General features: G+C 28.8%; 23 protein-coding genes. 6 read left to right on the plus strand and 17 right to left on the minus strand.

All coding sequences use genetic code 11. From position 1 onward, the window contains the following. From secF to E5R92_RS01175, 13 genes are read right to left on the minus strand one after another with little or no spacing between them, the layout of a single operon-like run. A complete protein-coding gene (secF, locus tag E5R92_RS01115; protein WP_168606284.1) occupies nucleotides 1-888 on the minus strand; it encodes a protein translocase subunit SecF in 888 nt (295 codons plus the stop codon). Continuing rightward, nucleotides 889-2,442: a protein translocase subunit SecD gene (gene secD, locus E5R92_RS01120; RefSeq protein ID WP_168606285.1), complete on the minus strand. Its 1,554-nt coding sequence runs from the start codon at nucleotides 2,440-2,442 to the stop codon at nucleotides 889-891. It lies immediately after the preceding gene. A 12-nt stretch (nucleotides 2,443-2,454) separates the two neighbouring features. Then, the gene (gene yajC, locus E5R92_RS01125; RefSeq protein WP_168606286.1) at nucleotides 2,455-2,739 is read right to left on the minus strand and encodes a preprotein translocase subunit YajC; all 285 of its coding nucleotides are present in this window, start codon (nucleotides 2,737-2,739) and stop codon (nucleotides 2,455-2,457) included. Between the two features lie 53 nt (nucleotides 2,740-2,792). Beyond that, complete coding sequence (gene serS / locus E5R92_RS01130) at nucleotides 2,793-4,052, minus strand: serine--tRNA ligase (RefSeq protein WP_168606287.1); 1,260 nt, start codon at nucleotides 4,050-4,052, stop codon at nucleotides 2,793-2,795. Continuing rightward, nucleotides 4,052-4,810: a twin-arginine translocase subunit TatC gene (gene tatC / locus E5R92_RS01135; protein ID WP_168606288.1), complete on the minus strand. Its 759-nt coding sequence runs from the start codon at nucleotides 4,808-4,810 to the stop codon at nucleotides 4,052-4,054. The genes serS and tatC overlap by 1 nt, the downstream gene beginning before the upstream one ends. Further along, a complete protein-coding gene (gene tatB / locus E5R92_RS01140; RefSeq protein ID WP_168606289.1) occupies nucleotides 4,797-5,018 on the minus strand; it encodes a Sec-independent protein translocase protein TatB in 222 nt (73 codons plus the stop codon). Before tatB ends, tatC begins: the two co-directional genes overlap by 14 nt. Before the next feature lie 5 nt (nucleotides 5,019-5,023). Then, nucleotides 5,024-5,230 (minus strand): twin-arginine translocase TatA/TatE family subunit, encoded by a 207-nt coding sequence (gene tatA / locus E5R92_RS01145; protein WP_168606290.1) that lies wholly within the window; start codon nucleotides 5,228-5,230, stop codon nucleotides 5,024-5,026. Between the two features lie 42 nt (nucleotides 5,231-5,272). Continuing rightward, nucleotides 5,273-5,983, minus strand: coding sequence for an SMC-Scp complex subunit ScpB (gene scpB / locus E5R92_RS01150; RefSeq protein ID WP_168606291.1), 711 nt, complete (start codon nucleotides 5,981-5,983; stop codon nucleotides 5,273-5,275). Next, nucleotides 5,980-6,720, minus strand: coding sequence for a segregation and condensation protein A (locus E5R92_RS01155; protein WP_168606292.1), 741 nt, complete (start codon nucleotides 6,718-6,720; stop codon nucleotides 5,980-5,982). Before E5R92_RS01155 ends, scpB begins: the two co-directional genes overlap by 4 nt. Nucleotides 6,721-6,728: 8 nt before the next feature. After that, a complete protein-coding gene (locus tag E5R92_RS01160) occupies nucleotides 6,729-7,679 on the minus strand; it encodes a glycoside hydrolase family 3 N-terminal domain-containing protein (RefSeq protein ID WP_168606293.1) in 951 nt (316 codons plus the stop codon). Beyond that, on the minus strand, nucleotides 7,669-7,932 hold the full coding sequence (locus E5R92_RS01165) for a hypothetical protein (protein ID WP_168606294.1): 264 nt from the start codon (nucleotides 7,930-7,932) through the stop codon (nucleotides 7,669-7,671). The genes E5R92_RS01160 and E5R92_RS01165 overlap by 11 nt, the downstream gene beginning before the upstream one ends. Continuing rightward, nucleotides 7,932-9,665, minus strand: a complete 1,734-nt coding sequence (gene argS, locus E5R92_RS01170; RefSeq protein WP_168606295.1) for an arginine--tRNA ligase — start codon at nucleotides 9,663-9,665, stop codon at nucleotides 7,932-7,934. Before argS ends, E5R92_RS01165 begins: the two co-directional genes overlap by 1 nt. Then, nucleotides 9,665-10,780 carry a deoxyguanosinetriphosphate triphosphohydrolase gene (locus E5R92_RS01175; RefSeq protein WP_168606296.1) on the minus strand — a complete coding sequence of 372 codons (1,116 nt, stop codon included), beginning with the start codon at nucleotides 10,778-10,780 and terminating at the stop codon, nucleotides 9,665-9,667. The genes argS and E5R92_RS01175 overlap by 1 nt, the downstream gene beginning before the upstream one ends. 50 nt (nucleotides 10,781-10,830) lie before the next feature. Here E5R92_RS01175 and E5R92_RS01180 point away from each other — a divergent pair, with 50 nt between their 5' ends. Together E5R92_RS01180 and xth are read left to right on the plus strand one after the other, a co-directional pair. Then, the gene (locus E5R92_RS01180) at nucleotides 10,831-11,148 is read left to right on the plus strand and encodes a HesB/IscA family protein (RefSeq protein ID WP_168606297.1); all 318 of its coding nucleotides are present in this window, start codon (nucleotides 10,831-10,833) and stop codon (nucleotides 11,146-11,148) included. A gap of 1 nt (nucleotide 11,149) precedes the next feature. Beyond that, nucleotides 11,150-11,926, plus strand: a complete 777-nt coding sequence (gene xth / locus E5R92_RS01185; protein WP_168606298.1) for an exodeoxyribonuclease III — start codon at nucleotides 11,150-11,152, stop codon at nucleotides 11,924-11,926. Here xth and E5R92_RS01190 read toward each other — a convergent pair. From E5R92_RS01190 to E5R92_RS01205, 4 genes are read right to left on the minus strand one after another with little or no spacing between them, the layout of a single operon-like run. After that, a complete protein-coding gene (locus E5R92_RS01190; RefSeq protein WP_168606299.1) occupies nucleotides 11,918-12,916 on the minus strand; it encodes an Ldh family oxidoreductase in 999 nt (332 codons plus the stop codon). The genes xth and E5R92_RS01190 overlap by 9 nt on opposite strands. Further along, complete coding sequence (locus tag E5R92_RS01195) at nucleotides 12,917-13,318, minus strand: Fur family transcriptional regulator (RefSeq protein ID WP_168606300.1); 402 nt, start codon at nucleotides 13,316-13,318, stop codon at nucleotides 12,917-12,919. A gap of 22 nt (nucleotides 13,319-13,340) precedes the next feature. Further along, nucleotides 13,341-14,144: a metal ABC transporter permease gene (locus E5R92_RS01200; RefSeq protein ID WP_168606301.1), complete on the minus strand. Its 804-nt coding sequence runs from the start codon at nucleotides 14,142-14,144 to the stop codon at nucleotides 13,341-13,343. Between the two features lie 2 nt (nucleotides 14,145-14,146). Further along, complete coding sequence (locus E5R92_RS01205; RefSeq protein WP_168606302.1) at nucleotides 14,147-14,902, minus strand: ATP-binding cassette domain-containing protein; 756 nt, start codon at nucleotides 14,900-14,902, stop codon at nucleotides 14,147-14,149. A gap of 88 nt (nucleotides 14,903-14,990) precedes the next feature. Between E5R92_RS01205 and E5R92_RS01210 the strand changes: the two genes are divergently transcribed. The 4 genes from E5R92_RS01210 to E5R92_RS01225 all read left to right on the plus strand — a co-directional run bounded on the left by E5R92_RS01210 (nucleotide 14,991) and on the right by E5R92_RS01225 (nucleotide 18,242). Beyond that, the gene (locus E5R92_RS01210; protein ID WP_168606303.1) at nucleotides 14,991-16,073 is read left to right on the plus strand and encodes a zinc ABC transporter substrate-binding protein; all 1,083 of its coding nucleotides are present in this window, start codon (nucleotides 14,991-14,993) and stop codon (nucleotides 16,071-16,073) included. Nucleotides 16,074-16,155: 82 nt separating this feature from the next. Next, complete coding sequence (locus E5R92_RS01215) at nucleotides 16,156-16,377, plus strand: DUF6552 family protein (RefSeq protein ID WP_168606304.1); 222 nt, start codon at nucleotides 16,156-16,158, stop codon at nucleotides 16,375-16,377. A 13-nt stretch (nucleotides 16,378-16,390) separates the two neighbouring features. Continuing rightward, nucleotides 16,391-17,038: an MIP/aquaporin family protein gene (locus E5R92_RS01220; RefSeq protein WP_168606305.1), complete on the plus strand. Its 648-nt coding sequence runs from the start codon at nucleotides 16,391-16,393 to the stop codon at nucleotides 17,036-17,038. A 244-nt stretch (nucleotides 17,039-17,282) separates the two neighbouring features. Beyond that, complete coding sequence (locus E5R92_RS01225; protein ID WP_229704546.1) at nucleotides 17,283-18,242, plus strand: hypothetical protein; 960 nt, start codon at nucleotides 17,283-17,285, stop codon at nucleotides 18,240-18,242. The last annotated feature ends 15 nt before the right edge of the window (nucleotides 18,243-18,257 follow it).

An 18,257-nucleotide genomic window follows, 5' to 3' on the forward strand; every position in this document is an offset into this window, starting at 1 on the left:
TTATTCTGTATCTTCTTTTAGGATTGTTTTTTGTGAAACTCTAAGCTTCACAAGTATTGGATTAGCTATATAAATTGAAGAATAAGTTCCAAAAATAACACCCATAATCATAGCTAGAGAAAAACCTTTTAATATTTCTCCACCAAATAAATAAATTGAAACTAAAGCAAGTAATGTTGTGGCAGATGTTATTATAGTTCTAGAAAGAGTTTCATTAATTGAGATATTTGTAAGGTCATAAATTTTGATATCAGAAAACTTTCTTAAATTTTCTCTAACTCTGTCGTAAATAACGACTGTATCGTTCATAGAGTAGCCAACTATAGTTAAAACTGCAGCTACTATTGAGAGATTTATTTCTAAACTAAATAGTGAAAAAAAACCTAGTGTTATAATGACATCGTGGAATAAAGCTAAAATAGCACCTAAACTAAATTGCCATTCGAATCTTATCCATATGTAAAATAACATTGCAGCAAGAGATAGAGCAATTGCAATAATACCAGACTTTAATAATTCAGAGCTGACTTTTGGACCTACATTTTCAACTCTTCTAAAATTAAAAGATCCACCTAAAGAAGAGGTTAGATCTTTTTTAATAATCTCAATAGCATTTGCACTAGTGTCTTTTTTCTCTATTTTAATTAAAAAGTCATTTTCATTACCAAATTTCTTAACGTTAAAATCGCCTAAATTCATATTATTGAAAGATTGTCTTAAGGAAGTAACATTAACACTTTTATCATTTGATCTTAGTTCGATTAGAGTGCCACCTTTAAAATCTACACCAAAATTCAGTCCTTTAAAAAATAATAACATGACAGATATTACCACTAGACTTAAAGAGATGAGATTAAATAATTTATAAAATTTATTGAAATTAATCATTTATATTAGTCTAGTTTTTTCTTTATTTCTTACCACGTAAAGACCAGTTAGCATTCTTGCAATAAAATAAACTGAAAACAGTGTAGTAAAAATTCCTACAGCTAAGGTAACTGAAAAGCCTTTAACTGGGCCGGAGCCCATAAAGAATAAAATAATAGCTGCAATTAATGTAGTTATATTTGCATCTATAATTGCAGTTTTTGATTTTATATAACCTGTATCAAAGGCAATTATATTATTTTTTTCCTTTTTGCATTCTTCTTTAATTCTTTCAAAAATTAACACATTAGCATCAACCGCCATACCGACTGTTAAAATAATACCTGCTATTCCTGGAAGTGTTAATGTTGCTTCAAATAAAGTTAAAATACCAACTAAAAAGAATAAGTTAATTAACAGTGTTATATTAGCGATTAGACCAAATATTTTATATTTAAAAAACATAAAAATTATCACCAATAAGAAACCAATCATAAGAGCAATAATCCCTGCATTAATAGAGTCTTGACCAAGGTCAGGTCCTACTGTTCTTTCTTCAATAATATTAAGTGGTGCTGGCAATGCTCCTGATCTTAGAAGTAAAGCTAAATCAGTTGCAGATTGAAAAGTAAAATTTCCACTGATCTGGCCATTTCCACTTGCTATAGTTTCCCTGATTACTGGAGCACTAACAATTTTACCATCTAAAACAATTGCTAATTGCTTGCCGATACCTGTACTGGTTGCTTTACCAAATCTTTTGGCCCCCACTCTATCAAGTGTAAATGATACTACTGTTTCGTTTGTTTGATTATTCATTTGTGGTTGAGCATCTAGTAAATTCTCACCGTTTAAGATTATTCTTTTACTAACCATTACTTCATTAGAGCCATCTTCGAACTGAAGTATTTCAGTTCCAAAAGTATCATTGCTATTTTGAGAAACAAATCTAAATGTCAAATTTGCAGTTTTTCCTAAAAGTGATTTTATACGCATGGGATCATCAAGACCAGGAAGTTCGACTAGAATTCTATTATTACCTCTTTTTAGTATATTGGGTTCATTTGTACCAACCTCATCAACTCTTCTTCTAACTATTTCTATAGCTTGATCTTGTGAAGATGTTTTAATTTCAATAAGTCCATACTTAGATAGAGTTAGTATAAATTCATTATCTTGAATATTTACATCAAACTGATGTGATTTATATTGAAAATAATATGGGTTAATATCACTTTCCTTATCAAGAAAAAAAGTTTCAACTAATTGAACATTCTCATTGGAAACATTAAATATTATTTTCTTATTTTTTATTCTTAGATCATTAAAAGTTACTTTCTTATCTTTTAAATAGTTTCTAATAACGGTAGTTGTGTTTTGTAATTTTTGAATTTCAACAGGACTGTTGTCTATTTCAAGTAATAGATATGATCCACCCTGTAAATCTAAACCTAGATTTATCTTTTTTGAAATAAAGCTATCTTCAGAATTATGAAAATTTGATGCAGCAATAAAAATAAAAAAAAATGATACTAAAAAAACTAAGACAATTCTTAATTTAGAAAAGTATAACACTTTGGTTTAATGTTATTTCTTTACTTCGGGGGAGTTGAGTAATCCTTGGATGCCTGTAGATTTGATAATTTCAACTTTAACGTTGTCAGCAATTTGCACTTCAACTTTTTCATTATCAATAATTCTTTCAACTGTTCCAATAATTCCAGCAGATGTTACGACCTTGTCTCCTCTAGATAAGTTTTCTACCATGGCTTTATGCTCTTTAACTTTCTTTTGTTGAGGTCTTATTAAAAAAAAGTAAAAAATAACAAAAATTAAAATTAGTGGTATAAATTGTCCTATTCCTGAGTCCATTTTTCTCCTTGATTAAAGTGAATACTTACAACATCTATTAAATTAAAACAACTTTAAATCTTATTGATTTTCTCAATATTATTCATGTAAGGCCTTAAAACTTCAGGTACAATAATAGAACCATCTTCTTGTTGATAATTTTCTAATATAGCAACTAATGTTCTGCCAATCGCTAAACCACTGCCATTTAGTGTTCCAACAAATACTGTTTCTTTTTTTTCATTTTTATATCTAGCTTTCATTCTTCTTGCCTGAAACGATCCACATGAAGAACAACTTGAGATTTCTCTATATTTATCCTCAGATGGAAGCCACACCTCAATATCAAAAGTTTTTTCAGCACTAAATCCCATATCACCAGTGCACAAAACTATTTTTCTATATGGAAGTTTTAGTAAATCTAAAATTTTAGTTGCACAATCAGTCATTCTATCAAGTTCTGATAAGCACTTATCTGCCTCAACAATACTCACCATTTCAACTTTGTAAAATTGGTGTTGTCTAATCATACCTTTTGTATCTTTACCATAGCTACCTGCTTCTTTTCTAAAACATGGAGTTGAAGCAACCATTCGCATAGGAAGTTTTTTTTTATCAATAATTTGATCTTTTACAATATTAGTTAAAATAACTTCGGCGGTTGGAATTAAAAACTTTCTGTCACTAGAATCATTTAATTTAAGTTCAAACTGATCATTATCAAATTTAGGTAATTGTCCTGTACCATACATAGTAGTATCTGTTGCAATTAGTGGCGGTGATATTTCTTCATAACCATTAGTATTAACATGCGTATCAAGCATAAAATTTGATAAAGCTCTTTCTAACAAGGCCAATTTATCTTTTACAAAAACAAATCTGGAGCCAGTAGTTTTTGTTGCTAGATCAAAATCAAGCATGTTTAAGTTTTCACCTAATTCATAATGAGATTTAGGCTTAAATGTAAAATTATTTATTGTTCCTGATTTAGAAATTTCTATATTTGAATTTTCATCTTTACCTGTAGGAACATCTGAATGAGGTATATTTGGTATTGATGATAAAATACTTTCTAATTCATTTTTAACATTAGTTTTTAATTTATTAATATTATCTATTTCAGATGAAATTTTTTTAGATTTTTCAAAAAGTGACTGATCTTTAGACTTTGAAATATCTTTTTTTTCTTTTTCAAGTAGTTCTCTTTGTTGGATATACTCCCTATTGCTCTCATCTAATGATAAAATCTTATCCACATCTATTTCTAGAAATCTTTTAGTCAAAGCTTTTTTAAAAGCCTCAATATTATTTCTAATTTCTTTTATATTATGCATTATTTTTTATTTTTTTTTTCAATAATGTTTACAGAAAATATAGATAATTCATATAAAATCAATAATGGTATTGCTAATCCAATTTGAGTTATGGGATCAGGCGGTGTTAATAGTGCTGCTGCAGCAAAAATCATTACAACAACATATTTCCTTTTTTCTTTAAGAAATTTTGCATTAACTATGCCAACTCTAGCTAACAAACTAAGAACAACTGGTAACTGAAAACTTATACCAAATGCAAAAATTAATTTCATTACAAGTGAAAGATATTCACTAACTTTTGCTTCCAATTGAATAGGTAATCCTGTTGAAGCCCCTGTGCTTTCGAAAGAGAGAAAAAACTTGATGGCTAGTGGCATTATTAAATAATAAACAAGCATTCCTCCTAGAAAAAATAATATAGGTGTTAAAACAAGATATGGAATGATCGCAATTTTTTCATGCTTATAGAGTCCTGGCGCAATAAATTTCCATATTTGTACTAAAATGAAAGGACATGTAACAAAGAATGCTGCAAAAAAAGAAACTTTTAAGTACGTCAAAAATGTTTCTTGTAAGGCTGTAAAAATTAATCTTCTATCAGTTCCACTTTCATTTACTGCTTTAGCAAATGGTTCAACTAAAAAACCATAAAGATGTTCTGAAAAAAAATAACATCCAATAAAAAAGATTAATAAAAAAATAAATGAATGAATTAATCTTTTTCTGAGTTCAGCTAAATGACTTACGAAGCCACTTTCATTTTCAGATTTTGTCATTATCATTTTTTTCTTTTATAGGTTTTTCTATTTCATCAGAATTAATATCAAGGTCAGCTACCTCATTTTGAATGTTGCTAATATATCTTTTTGTGGTGCCAATCCACGAACCAACTTTTTTTAACATATGCGGGAAGTCTTTAGGGCCAATAACAATGATTGCAACAGCAACTACTATTAAAATCTCAAACCAGCCAATAGTGGGCATTTAATTTATTCTTTGTCTTTACTATCTTGATTATTTTCTGAAACGTTTTTAGGCTCAGGCTCAGGCTCTTCAGCAATATCTGTAGCCATGCCTTTTTTAAAACTTTTTATACCTTTGGCTACATCACCCATTAGACTAGAAATTTTACCTCTGCCAAATAAAAGGACAACTAAAATTACTACAATTGCTATCTGCCAGATTCCAATACTCATAATAATTTATACCTCTTTTAAATTTAATTTTAAAGTAACTTTTTATTTATCTTCATCTTGACTTAGTGTTCCACCTAGCATCTCATCAATATTTTCATAAATATCTTCTTTTTTTTCTACTTGTTTCTCTTTATAAAATTTACCCGTACCAAATATTGCGTTATCTATGTTTGAGCTATCAATAAGACCAGCAGATCCCAATTCATCAACTGTAGGTAAATCAGACAGTTTTTGAAGACTAAAATGACTTAAGAAATCATTAGTTGTTCCATACTGAATAGGTTTACCAGGTACATCTTTACGGCCTTGTGGTTTTACCCAATTTAGCTCCATTAAAATCTCAAGTGTATTTGTTCCAAAAGCAACACCTCTTATTTCTTCTATTTCAGCTCTAGTAACAGGTTGGTGATAAACAATTATTGCTAATGTTTCAACTGCAGCTCTTGATAATTTTTTTTCTACAGTTTTTTCTTGAGACATAAGATTTGATAAATTTTCAGAAGTTCTAAATGACCATCTATTAGAAATACAAACTAAATTAATTCCTCTTGATGAATATTCTCTTTGTAGTTTCTCTAATGATTTTAAAACATCAATCTTTTTTGAAATTTTAGATTCGATAGTGTCAATATCCAATGGTTCAGCAGCAGCAAAAACTATTGCCTCAATTTCCCTTTCACCAGAATTCATTTTTGATGGGAAAGTAACTATATTATCATTTATTTTTTTTGTTTTCTTTTTTATTTTAGTCATTTTAGTTCTTTAATATAAATATCATCAAATAAATTTTCTTGTTTTATAGTTAAATTACCTTCTTTAACCAGTTCTAAAGATCCTGCAAAAATTCCAGCTTTACCTGTTCTTTTATATCTTGAGCCACTCTTAAATGAAGAGGGTATTAGTTCATTAATATTTCTCCAATCAATTAACTTACCAAAAAATTCTTTTATTCTTTTTATGCCATCTTCAGTGGTAAATACTGGAAGTTTAGGAATATTCATTCTTTGAAAATCTTTAGTCATAATAATTGATGAATATGATTTTAATAGTTCATAAAGATTCAGTTTATATTCAGTGTTGTATATAGATCTTATGTTTCCTTTAATTCCTCTAAGTCTTATTTCTCTTCCAAGTCTTTTTCTTTGCAACATTTGGTCAGAAAGTAATCTAATTAATTCTAACTTTTTTAATTGTAATTTTAATTTTTCAGCAACTTCTAAAACTTTAAATTCTTCCTCAGGATTTCCAGGCAACAAAAGTTTTGATTTAAGGTAAGTTAACCAGGTGGCCATCAATAAATATTCTGATGCAGATTCTAGATTAAGGTTTTTTTCATTAGTAATATAATTATGAAATTGATCAGCCAGTAATGTTATAGAAATATCTTCAAGGTTGACCTTTTGAGCTTTTGCTAAATCTAATAAAACATCAAGCGGGCCGTTATAATTATCAAGATCTACATTAAAGTTTTTAGAATCGGTATCGGACATATCAAATATTAGCTTATAATCTTATAAAATTGTGATGTTTTTTTTATAATAAACTTACTTATAACTGGTGAATAAAGAGCCACATCATTCATTTCTTTTAAATTTCCGTTACAATGAAGAACTAAATCGCAACCCGCACTAAAAGATTTCTTTGTATTAATTGCTATAGAGCCTTTTAAACTCTTCATTGATATATCATCAGACATCAAAATATTCTTAAATTTAATTTGGTTTCTTATTAATTTTATAATTTTCTTCGAATGTGTTGCGGTATTAACTTTATCGATATTTTTGTAAATAAGATGCGCTGTCATTGCAAACACACTATTTTTATTTTTGAATGCCCTAAAATCATTATTATTTAGATGCCTTAATTCCTTGTTAATTGTAGGAGTTTTTTTATGACTATCAACTTTAGCCAAACCGTGACCAGGAATATGTTTTATTACAGCAGCAATATTATTATTGTGCAATTCTTTAATACAAATATCACCAATTTGTGAAACAATCTTTGCATTACTTGAAAATGCTCTGTCACCAATTATTGAGCTAGACCCTTTTGATCTTACGTCAAGAACGGGTAAAGTATTAATATTTATGCCTACAGTTTTTAATAATAAGACAGTTTTATTTATAAACTTTTTATATTCAGTATAAAATTCTTTTTTATCTTTAAGATAAAGATTGCCAAAAAATTCTCCTGTAAATTTATCTGCTTTAAAAAATTTACTTAATCTATTTACTCTCCCACCCTCTTGATCAATTAAAATAGGGTATTTCTTATCATTAAATATTTTTCTAATTTCATCCGTTAATTTTTTAACTTGTACAATATTTTTGATATTACGTGAAAAAAGTATTATTCCCCAGGGCTTATGTTTAATTAGAAATTTTCTTTCTTTAATTGTTAATTTAGTAGATTTTAAACCAACTATAAAACTTTTACGATCATCCATCATTATTTATTAGTTTCCAAAAATTGTAATTTTTTTTATTTTTATCTATACTTTTTTCAACATATTCTACGATATTAAAAGTATCACTTTTAAGTAAAATAAGATTACGAGAATAATTTTTAGTTTTATCTTCTATATTTTTTAAAGATCGGTATGAATTTTTTTTATTTGCATCTGAAAAATAGTATTTGAAAGATAGAAAAAAAAATAAAACTATAACAATCAAAAATAAAAGATATTTAAGTTCTTTTAGCATTACATTTTTTGTGGAGTATCCACTCCAACAATATCCATTCCAGACTTGATAACATTAGATATAACTTTTAAAAAAACCAACTTATCATTTGATATTTTCTTTTGTTCGTTAATAAATCTTTTTGATGGATCATCTTTACCCATATTCCAATAAGAATGAAATTCTGATGATAGCTCATAGAGATAAACTGGTATTCTGTGCGGTTCAAGTCTTAAACCTGCAGCCTCAATACATTTAGGCCATTCAGCTATTTTTTTTAATATCTTTATTTCATCTCCAGTGTATTCAAATTCGTAATCTTTTATATTCAAATCATTTTCTATATTAAGATCTACATGTCTAAAAACAGATGATATTCTAGCATAACAATATTGGACATAATAAAGAGGGTTATCTTTTGATTTTTCTTTAACTTTTGTAAAGTCAAAATCTAACTCTACATCACTACTTCTATTGAGCATAATAAATCTCGTAGCATCCCTGCCAACTTCAGCAATCAAGTCTTCAACGGTTATATAGTCGCCTTTTCTTTTCGACATTTTAAAAGGTTTACCATCTTTAATTAATTTGACGAGTTGGCTTACTTTACAAGTCAATTTTTTTTTATCTCCAGATAATGCTTCAACAACAGAAGTTATCCTTTTAATATAACCAGCATGGTCAGCTCCTAAAATATTGATAAGTTTGTCATAATTTCTATTCAATTTATTATCATGATAAGCCACATCACTAGCAAAGTAAGTCCAGGATTGATCAGATTTTTGAAGTGCTCTATCTTTATCATCTCCAAAATCCGTTGATCTAAATAAAAGTTGCTCCCTTTCTACCCAGTTTTGATCATCCTCACCTTCGGGAGCCTTAATTTTTCCACTATAAACTAGTTTTTTATCCTTTAATTTGTCAATTGCTTTTTGAACTTCATTATTTAGGACAATATCAGTTTCACTGGTAAATTTATCGTGCATTATTCCAAGATTCGATAAATTATCTTTAATCAATTTCAAAGATTCTGAGACTGATAATAAAGTTAGTTCTTTTGAAACATCTTCAAATTTATCAAATTTTAAAATTTTGTTAGATTCTATAATATTTTTAGCAATACCAACTAAGTAATCACCAGGATATAAATCTGAGTTTTCAATGGGGAATTTTTCATTAAAAAGTATTTGTCTAATTCTAAAAAAAACAGATTTTGTAAAATTTATAATTTGATTACCATAATCGTTTACATAATATTCTTTTGAAACATCATGTTTGTTAAAAATCAATATATTTGAAATTACATCTCCTAATATTGCTCCTCTACAATGTCCTACGTGAAGAGGACCTGTTGGATTAGCTGAAACAAATTCTATAAGATATTTCTGTTTTTTTTCTTTAATATTTACACCAAAATCTTTGTAATTTTGATTAACACTTTTAATAAAATTGTTCCAATATATTGTCTTAAATTTGATATTAATAAATCCTGGTTTTGCTACAGAAATAGTTTCAATTTTTTCATCTTCATTTTTAATTAAATCGATTAAAGTGTTTGCAATATCAATTGGAGATTTTTTATTCGCTTTAGAGAGTACCATGGCTACATTGGTTGATATATCACAGTCAAAATTTGATGGTGGTATATCTACATTAATTCCTTTTAAAGATTCAGGTATTTCTAAAGAACCATCTTTATTTAGTTTTTTAATCAAAATTATTATTTTATCTAAGTAGAGATCAAAAATGTTCATTAAATACTTTTGTTTAAATTGATTGCATATCTATCTGTCATACCTGAAATAAAATCAGCAATTGCTCTATTGGGGTCATTTTTTAATTGGTCAGCATTTAAGAATTTTTTTGGCTTATTCTTAATTTTATAAAAAAGTTTATTAACAATTTTTTTTCCATGATTATTTTTTAATAATACCTTCTTGTTATTGTACATTTTGCTTCTTAGGAAAAATCTAACTTCTTTTTCAATTTTTAGAAATTTACTAGAAAAACATACTATAGGATTAACTAATTTATAAACATCATTTAAAGATCTGATCTTATTAGTTTTTAAATTATTTTTAGTATTTGTAATCAAATCTCTAACCATTAAATCAATTGAATCTCGTATTATTTGATATATCAAAATATCTTTATTATTATTTTTAATATTTTTTTTGTGAGATTTATAAATATCTTTAAAAAAATTAATTTCAATCAAGTCGTTTAAATTAAACATTTTGGCTCTGATTCCATCTTGTATGTCATGATTATTATAGGCAATGTCATCAGAGATTGCTGATATTTGAGCTTCCAATGATCCAGAGTTAATAAAATTTATTTTATTCTTAAAACTTTTTGATCCAATCAACCTATTAACTATAGAAAGATCATCAATTGGGCCATTGTGCTTTAATAATCCATCTAAAGTTTCTAATGTTAAGTTTAGGCCTTTAAATTTAAGGTATTTATGCTCAAGAAACATAATTATTCGTAAAGTTTGAAGGTTGTGATCGAAGCCTCCAAAGTTAGCCATACATTCATTAAGAGCATCTTCTCCAGCGTGTCCAAACGGTGTGTGCCCTAAGTCGTGAGCCAAACTTAAAGTTTCAGCCAGATCATCGTTTAAACCTAAATGTTTAGCTATTGATCTTGCAATTTGCGCAACTTCAATTGAATGGGTAATTCTAGTTCTAAAATGATCCCCTTCTGTATTAACAAAAACTTGTGTTTTATGCTTTAGTCTTCTGAATGAGGCACTGTGAATAATCCTATCTCTATCTCTTTGAAATGGTGTTCTATAAAGTGAATTGGCTTCTTTAAAAATACGACCTTTACTTTTAGATAGGGCTAAATTTGAGTAATTATTCATACTTTAAATTTAATAAATTGATATTATATTAGTAATATCAGTGTTGTTATATGATTAAAGAAATTAAATTTACAGATAAAGCTATAAAACAGATTAATAATTTGTTGTCTCAAAAAGATCCAGGGTCATTTTTTAGAATCGCTATTAAAGGAGGTGGTTGCTCAGGTTTTCAATATGAGTTTACTTTTGACAAAAAATTAGAGGCAGACGACTTAAAACATGAAAATATTCTCATTGATAAAACTTCAGCAGACTTACTAAAAGGTTCAGAAGTGGACTTTGTCTCGGAACTAATTGGTGATCAATTTAAAATCTCTAACCCACAAAGCAAATCTTCTTGCGGTTGTGGTGTTTCTTTCTCCATTTAATATGATTATTACATCTTGGAATGTTAATTCTGTTAGAGCAAGAATTGAAAATATTAAAGAATACCTTCAAAAATTTTCTCCTGATGTTGTTATGATGCAAGAGATCAAAACTCAAGATGAAACTTTTCCATATGATGATTTTTCAGCACTAGATTATGAAAGTCATGTATTTGGACAAAAAAGTTATAACGGAGTTGCAATTATTTCTAAGCATAAACTAGAAAATATCAGATTAGATTTGATTAAAGATAAGTTAAAACAATCAAGAATTATTTCAGCGGAATTAAAATATAAGAAAAAAAATATACAACTAGTTAATATTTACACACCAAATGGTAATCCAGTAGATACTGATAAATATACTTATAAAAAAGAATGGCTAGATACTTTGATTAAACAATTAAAAAGTCTTTCAAAGAAAAATGAAAATATTATTTTAGCAGGTGATTTTAATATTCTTCCTTCTGAAGAAGATGCTTATAATATTAAAGGGTTTGAAGATGATGCTTTATACAGACTTGAAATAAGAAAAAAATTTAGAGAAATGATTAATCTAGGTTTTCATGATGCTTACCGCCATATTCATGGTGAAACAGAAGGTTATACTTATTGGGATTATATGAGAGGTGCTTGGCAGAAAAATAATGGATTAAGAATAGATCACTTCTTAGTATCAAATTCTTTATTAAATATAGTTAAGAATGTTAATATTAATAAAGACCCCAGAGGAAAAGAAAAACCCTCAGATCACACACCTATTGAAATTGAGTTAACTTAAAGATTTAATTTTATTAACAAGTTCTTCGTTAATATTTCTTGGTCCCTTATCTAGTCTATTTTTATGCCTTCTTTCACCTGGAAGTCTAACACCATCCATAGCTGACATTTTACTAAAAAACTCATCAGCGTGTTTATCCCAACCTTTTCCAGAAATTTTCTCAGGTGAGATTGCTATAATAAATTCACCACCACTTGGAGGACCGCCATCGTTGTTATCTTTAGCGGCAGTTTCAAAACTAAAATTTTCACCTATTAATGCACCAGCTAATAATTCAACCATCATTGCTATACTAGACCCTTTATACCCACCAAAGGGAAGTATAACTCCACCATCAGCAATTTCTCCAGGATCGGTTGTTTCTTTACCTTCTTTAGTTAAACCTGTTCCAAGAGGAACTTTGTGCCCTTCTCTTTTTGCAATCTGAACTTCACCCATTGCCATTGAGGCTGTTGCCATATCGTAGACAACTGGAGTTTTACCAGGTCTAGGCCAAGCAAAAGAAATTGGATTTGTACCATATAAAGGTTTCGTAGCACCTGCTGGTGCAACGGCAGGCTTATAAGATGTGCAAGCGATACCAACAAGTCCTGCTTCAGCAATAGCTTCAGTTTCGGGCCAAAGTGCTGCCATGTGATGTGAATTTTTTATAGCTAGAACTGCTACACCATTTTTTTTAGCTAAATCAATAATAGCAGGTAATCCTAAACTTAAAACCATAGGTGCAACTGCATTATTACCTGATACTTTAATAATACTTGGAGCAACATTTTCTAATTCAGGTCTTGCTTTACCATTAATCTTTTTACTTTTTAAGCCAGCCACATAAGCGGGTAATCTAAACAAACCATGAGAAACAGAACCATCTCTTTCAGCTCTCATAATTGTATCTGCTAAAATATTAGCATTTTCCTCATCGCAACCATTAGCTAATAATGTTTTTTTGGCTAGTTCTAAAATTTCATTTAATGTTAAGGATACTGTATTCATTTATTTAGCTTTACATTTTTTGCATAAACCAAAAAACTCTAAATTATATTTATTATATTGCATTCCAGTATCGTCTTCAAAATTAGTTAAATATTTTGAAAGTTTTGGATTATTAATTTCAGAAACATTTTCACACTTATTACATATTGAAAAAGCCGTTGCTTGTGAAATTTCACAACTTGAACTTTTACAAGCTATAAAAGCATTTCGACTTTCTACTTTATGTATTTTTCCAATCTCTACTAATTTATCTAGTGCTCTATAAACTTGTAGCGGTGCTTTAATTCCTTTTTTTTTAACATTAAATAAAATGGAATAAGCCTTAAGTGGTTCTTTAGCTTTTTCTATAAAATCAAAAATTATTTGCTGATTTTTAGATAAAAATTCTTCTTTGTGATTCATATGTACTTCTAACAATTACATGCTAGTTTTTCAATCGAGTGAATTTATTTATTTTTGTTAATGACAAGATAAACAAAACTAATGCAGCTGTGATTATGGATGGTCCTGACGGTGAGTTTAACTCTAATGAAGTAAATAAACCCACTATTACTGACAGCAATCCACCTATTACAGAATAAACAACCATTTGAACTGGATTATTAGAAAGATTACGTGCCATAGCAGCAGGAATAATTAACATTCCTGTAATTAACAATAGTCCAACCATTTTAATAGAAATTGCAATTATAGCAGCCATTAGAATGGTAAAAATTGCATTTACTCTTGCTGGGTTCATTCCCTCAGCTTCAGCTAATTCATAATTAACTGTTGAAGCAAAAAGTGGTTTCCAAATAATCTTTAAAACAAATAATATTAATACTCCACCAATCCAAATAATAAATATGTCATTTGGAGCTACAGCAAGAATATCACCAAACAGTAGTCCCATTATATCAAAACGAATAAATGATAAAAAGCTAATCACCACTAAACCTACAGCTAAAGATGAGTGAGCTAGTAATCCTAATAAGGCGTCACCAGGCAAGTTGGTAGTTTTTTGTAGCTTTAACAAAACTAGTGCTACAGCTGAAGAAATAAAAAAAACTGATAAAGCAATATTAATATCAAAAGATAAGGCTAGAGTTACGCCAAGTAATGCAGAATGAGATAAAGTATCACCAAAAAAAGATAGTCTTCTCCAAATAACAAAACATCCAAGAGGACCAGCAACTAAAGCAATGCCTATGCCAGCAATTAGAGCTCTTATAAAAAAATCATCTAACATTATCAATGTTTCTTTTCTTTAATACTACCATCAGTAGAATGGGTATGATCATGCTTATGCTCGTATACAGATAATAGTGTTGAAGCTTGGTCACCAAATAATTCTTTATAGTTTTTATTATTTGCAACATTCAAAGGAGTTCCAGAACAACAAACATGCCCATTTAAACAAACAACATAATCAGTTTTAGACATAACCACATTTAGATCGTGAGAAATTAATAATATTCCACAATTAAGTTCATCAGAAATTTTTTTGATTAATTCATATAAAGCAATTTCTCCTGTAAAATCTACACCTTGAACAGGTTCATCTAATACAAGTAAATCAGGTTTTTTTGCTATTGCTCTAGCCATTAAAACTCTTTGAAATTCTCCACCAGAGAGACTTCTTAAATCATTATGTTTAAGATGTTCTACTTCTGTTAATTTTAAAGCACTTACAACTTCATCAAATTGAAGCGTTTGAGTTAAACTCATAAAATCAATTACTCTAATTGGCAATGTCCAATCGATTGATATTTTTTGGGGCACATAACCAATCTTATTTGTGTTTTTTGTAACTTTTCCTTTAATGTTTTTGTGAATTCCTAAAGCAATTTTTGCTGTAGTAGTTTTTCCAGAGCCGTTTGGTCCAATCAATGTTAAAATTTTACCTTTTTCAATTTCTAAAGATACATCATGGACCAACCATTTATTATCTTGAAAAATTCCAACGTTTTTTAATTTTATTAATATTTCTTTTTTATCTAAATTCATTTTATTTTAAAAATGGCTTGACTAATTAAATATGTTATATTATTACGCTTTGTTATATTATAACATTAACTTAAAGCAAATTAAAACTATGAAAAAAATACATTTAATATCAACATTAATTGGACTATTGGCATTTTCAACATTAGCAAAAGCAGACTTAAAAGTTGTTACATCCATTAAACCTATACACTCATTGGCTAGTTATATAATGGATGGTGTAGGTTCACCAGGATTAATAGTTGATGGTTATAATTCACCTCATAGTTTCCAGTTAAAACCCTCTCACGCTAAAATGTTAGAACAAGCAGATATCATATTTTGGATTGGAGAAGACTTAGAAAATTTTTTAGAAAAACCCCTAGATACAATTGCTAAAAAAGCTGAAAAGATTGAATTACTAGAAATTAAAGGCATTAAGAAATTAAAATTTAGAGAAAGAAATATTTTTGAAGAACATGAAGGTCACGATGATCACGGAGATGATGCTAAAAAAGAAGAGCATGACGATCACGGAGATGATGCTAAGAAAGAAGAGCATGACGATCACGGAGATGATGCTAAGAAAGAAGAGCATGACGATCACGGGCATGATGCTAAGAAAGAAGAGCATGACGATCACGGGCATGATGCTAAGAAAGAAGAGCATGACGATCATGAAGGACATGGTCACGGTGAATATGATCCGCACATTTGGTTAGATCCAATTAATGCAAAAATAATATTAAATGAGATAACTGAACATTTAATTGAAAATGATTCTAAAAATGCATCTACTTATAAATCTAATTTAGCTAAAGCATTAGCTGAAATTGATAAGCTAATAATTGATGTAATTACTGAGACTAATACGGACCTTAATTACGTAGTATTTCATGATGCGTATCAATATTATGAAAATAGATTTAATGTAAACATACTTGGTGCAATGACTGTTAATCCTGATGTTATGCCTGGTGCAGAACAAATTCATGAAATTCATGAAGTCATTGAACATGATAACGTAAGTTGCATATTGTCAGAGCCTCAATTTAATCCTGATATAATCAAATCTATTGCCAAAGATACAAATGTAAAAACTGGTGTCTTGGATCCACTAGGTGCCAATCTAAAACCAGGAAAAGATTTATATTTTGATTTAATCAGAAATATGTCGGCTTCATTTAATTGCTAATATTATTTAGTAATTAAATAAAGATTTCAGTCTCTTCTATATTGTAATAAAATCCTCATAAAACTTACATATAGAGGAGACTATGTTTATTAAAAAATACCTTAAATGGATCAGTACTGCTTTAGTATTAACTGGAATATTACTAACTAATTTAAATATCTACCCTATTAACATCTACTTCCATGGTCTTGGAGTAATTGGTTGGACGATAGCTGGTTTTATATCAAAAGATAAGGCTATATTAACAAACTTTGGTTTGCAGATACCACTATTCTTAATTGGCATTTATAAAATTATAATTTAATCATTATTAGATTATGAAAAATAGAATTTTTATTGGTGAATTTATAGGTAGTTGTTTTTTAGTAATGATTATTGTTGGCTCTGGAATAATGGCTGAAAATCTTACAAATGATAATGCTTTACGACTTACTGCAAATACACTTGCAACTGGAGCTGGGTTATTTGTCTTGATAACGGCTTTTGCAGAAATTTCAGGTGCTCACTTTAATCCTTTTGTAAGTTTAGCAATGTATTTAACCAAAAAAATTAAAGGAAAACTTTTAATCACATACATTCCAGCTCAAATATTGGGATGCTTATTAGGTGTAATGTTGGCTAATGTATTTTTTGAACATAATATAATTGAATTATCTACAAAAAATAGAGATGGTTTTCATATATTTCTAGCAGAAATTGTAGCTACTTTTGGTCTGATATTTATTATTTTTGCAACTTTAAAAGATGGTAAAACAACAATTGCAGCATGTGTTGCAACTTATATTACTGCTGGTTATTGGTTTACTTCTTCAACGTCTTTTGCAAACCCAGCTGTAGCAATAGCAAGGACTTTTACAGAATCATTTACTGGTATTAATTATCTTAATACACCAACCTATATAATTGCAGAATTAATTGGTGCATTGATTGCCGTATTCTTAATAAAAAAATTAATTTTAAAGTAGACATAATTTTTCAATAATGTATTCAAAGTGAATCAACCCTCCTTAAAAATATTTAGTTGAATTCTCTGTATAGACTTCAACTTTAAATAATATAATTATGGACGAATCAATTCCCCACAAAAAATATTAATAAATTTACATATAGATAAAATTTCTCTTCTCTATTAAATCGACCTCAAGAATAAGAATCATTCGAAATGGAAAACAATAAAGATAAATAAAAAATAGGAAAAATAAGATGGAAATGACAACAATATATACGATCATCGGCTTTGCTTTAGCGGGATATAGCGTTATAGCAAATGATTCAATTCAAACGCTTGGAACATTTATAGCGTCAAAACAAAAATGGTTTAAATGGTATACGCTTGCAAGCGCTGCTTCATTTGTGATGATACTTGCAATCACATGGGGCTGGTACAGTAATGCTGGTGATATATCTTATGGAAGATTAACAAGAATACCTTTCCAAGAAATACAGTGGTATCATGCTGTGGCTCCTGGAATACTTTTAGTATTAACAAGAATAGGTATACCTGTTTCAACTACCTTTTTAGTTCTGTCAGCATTTGCATCAACTGTAGTTCTTGAAAAAATGCTTATGAAGAGTGTTGTAGGATACGGCTTAGCAGCTGTTGCAGCATACATTTGTTGGATAGTAGTATCTAAATTTATCAATGAGAAATTTGATGAAGTTGAAGATAAATGGATAGGTTTTTGGAGAAACTCTGTATGGGTAACTTCTGCTTGGTTATGGTGGGTTTGGTTATCTCACGACGTAGCTAATATAGCCGTATATCTTCCAAGACAAATAGATGTAAATTTATTATTAATTGTTCTTGCATACTTTACAGCTCTTCTTTTTTATATCTTCTACATAAACGGAGGAACAATTCAAAAAGTTGTTTTAGATAAAACTGGAACTAGATACGCAAGATCAGCAACAATAATTAATGTGATTTATGCTGCTGTTCTTTACTACTTTAAAGAACTTAATGATTTACCAATGTCTACAACATGGGTATTTGTTGGTTTATTGTGTGGTAGAGAGCTTGCAATATCTACAATGAATAAAGACTATAAGTTTAAATATGTCTTTCCTTTAATTGGTAAAGACTTCCTTAAAATGACTATAGGATTGACGGTGTCAGTTGCAATTGTATTAGCAATTCACTACATCATTATTCCAAATAATTGGTTTTAAATATTAATTATGTGG

The organism is Candidatus Pelagibacter giovannonii (assembly GCF_012276695.1).
Taxonomy (GTDB): Bacteria; Pseudomonadota; Alphaproteobacteria; order Pelagibacterales; family Pelagibacteraceae; genus Pelagibacter; species Pelagibacter giovannonii.

What these genes read in the sequence shown, in the direction of transcription:
- E5R92_RS01225 (WP_229704546.1), top strand. Translation starts at nt 17,283, where the DNA reads ATGACAACAATATATACGATCATCGGCTTTGCTTTAGCGGGATATAGC.
- xth (WP_168606298.1), top strand. Translation starts at nt 11,150, where the DNA reads ATGATTATTACATCTTGGAATGTTAATTCTGTTAGAGCAAGAATTGAA.
- E5R92_RS01160 (WP_168606293.1), bottom strand. Translation starts at nt 7,679, where the DNA reads ATGATGGATGATCGTAAAAGTTTTATAGTTGGTTTAAAATCTACTAAA.
- tatC (WP_168606288.1), bottom strand. Translation starts at nt 4,810, where the DNA reads ATGACAAAATCTGAAAATGAAAGTGGCTTCGTAAGTCATTTAGCTGAA.
- E5R92_RS01220 (WP_168606305.1), top strand. Translation starts at nt 16,391, where the DNA reads ATGAAAAATAGAATTTTTATTGGTGAATTTATAGGTAGTTGTTTTTTA.
- E5R92_RS01165 (WP_168606294.1), bottom strand. Translation starts at nt 7,932, where the DNA reads ATGCTAAAAGAACTTAAATATCTTTTATTTTTGATTGTTATAGTTTTA.
- E5R92_RS01175 (WP_168606296.1), bottom strand. Translation starts at nt 10,780, where the DNA reads ATGAATAATTACTCAAATTTAGCCCTATCTAAAAGTAAAGGTCGTATT.
- secF (WP_168606284.1), bottom strand. Translation starts at nt 888, where the DNA reads ATGATTAATTTCAATAAATTTTATAAATTATTTAATCTCATCTCTTTA.
- argS (WP_168606295.1), bottom strand. Translation starts at nt 9,665, where the DNA reads ATGAACATTTTTGATCTCTACTTAGATAAAATAATAATTTTGATTAAA.
- E5R92_RS01195 (WP_168606300.1), bottom strand. Translation starts at nt 13,318, where the DNA reads ATGAATCACAAAGAAGAATTTTTATCTAAAAATCAGCAAATAATTTTT.
- E5R92_RS01190 (WP_168606299.1), bottom strand. Translation starts at nt 12,916, where the DNA reads ATGAATACAGTATCCTTAACATTAAATGAAATTTTAGAACTAGCCAAA.
- E5R92_RS01200 (WP_168606301.1), bottom strand. Translation starts at nt 14,144, where the DNA reads ATGTTAGATGATTTTTTTATAAGAGCTCTAATTGCTGGCATAGGCATT.
- tatB (WP_168606289.1), bottom strand. Translation starts at nt 5,018, where the DNA reads ATGCCCACTATTGGCTGGTTTGAGATTTTAATAGTAGTTGCTGTTGCA.
- E5R92_RS01210 (WP_168606303.1), top strand. Translation starts at nt 14,991, where the DNA reads ATGAAAAAAATACATTTAATATCAACATTAATTGGACTATTGGCATTT.
- E5R92_RS01155 (WP_168606292.1), bottom strand. Translation starts at nt 6,720, where the DNA reads ATGTCCGATACCGATTCTAAAAACTTTAATGTAGATCTTGATAATTAT.
- scpB (WP_168606291.1), bottom strand. Translation starts at nt 5,983, where the DNA reads ATGACTAAAATAAAAAAGAAAACAAAAAAAATAAATGATAATATAGTT.
- serS (WP_168606287.1), bottom strand. Translation starts at nt 4,052, where the DNA reads ATGCATAATATAAAAGAAATTAGAAATAATATTGAGGCTTTTAAAAAA.
- yajC (WP_168606286.1), bottom strand. Translation starts at nt 2,739, where the DNA reads ATGGACTCAGGAATAGGACAATTTATACCACTAATTTTAATTTTTGTT.
- E5R92_RS01215 (WP_168606304.1), top strand. Translation starts at nt 16,156, where the DNA reads ATGTTTATTAAAAAATACCTTAAATGGATCAGTACTGCTTTAGTATTA.
- E5R92_RS01180 (WP_168606297.1), top strand. Translation starts at nt 10,831, where the DNA reads ATGATTAAAGAAATTAAATTTACAGATAAAGCTATAAAACAGATTAAT.
- tatA (WP_168606290.1), bottom strand. Translation starts at nt 5,230, where the DNA reads ATGAGTATTGGAATCTGGCAGATAGCAATTGTAGTAATTTTAGTTGTC.
- E5R92_RS01205 (WP_168606302.1), bottom strand. Translation starts at nt 14,902, where the DNA reads ATGAATTTAGATAAAAAAGAAATATTAATAAAATTAAAAAACGTTGGA.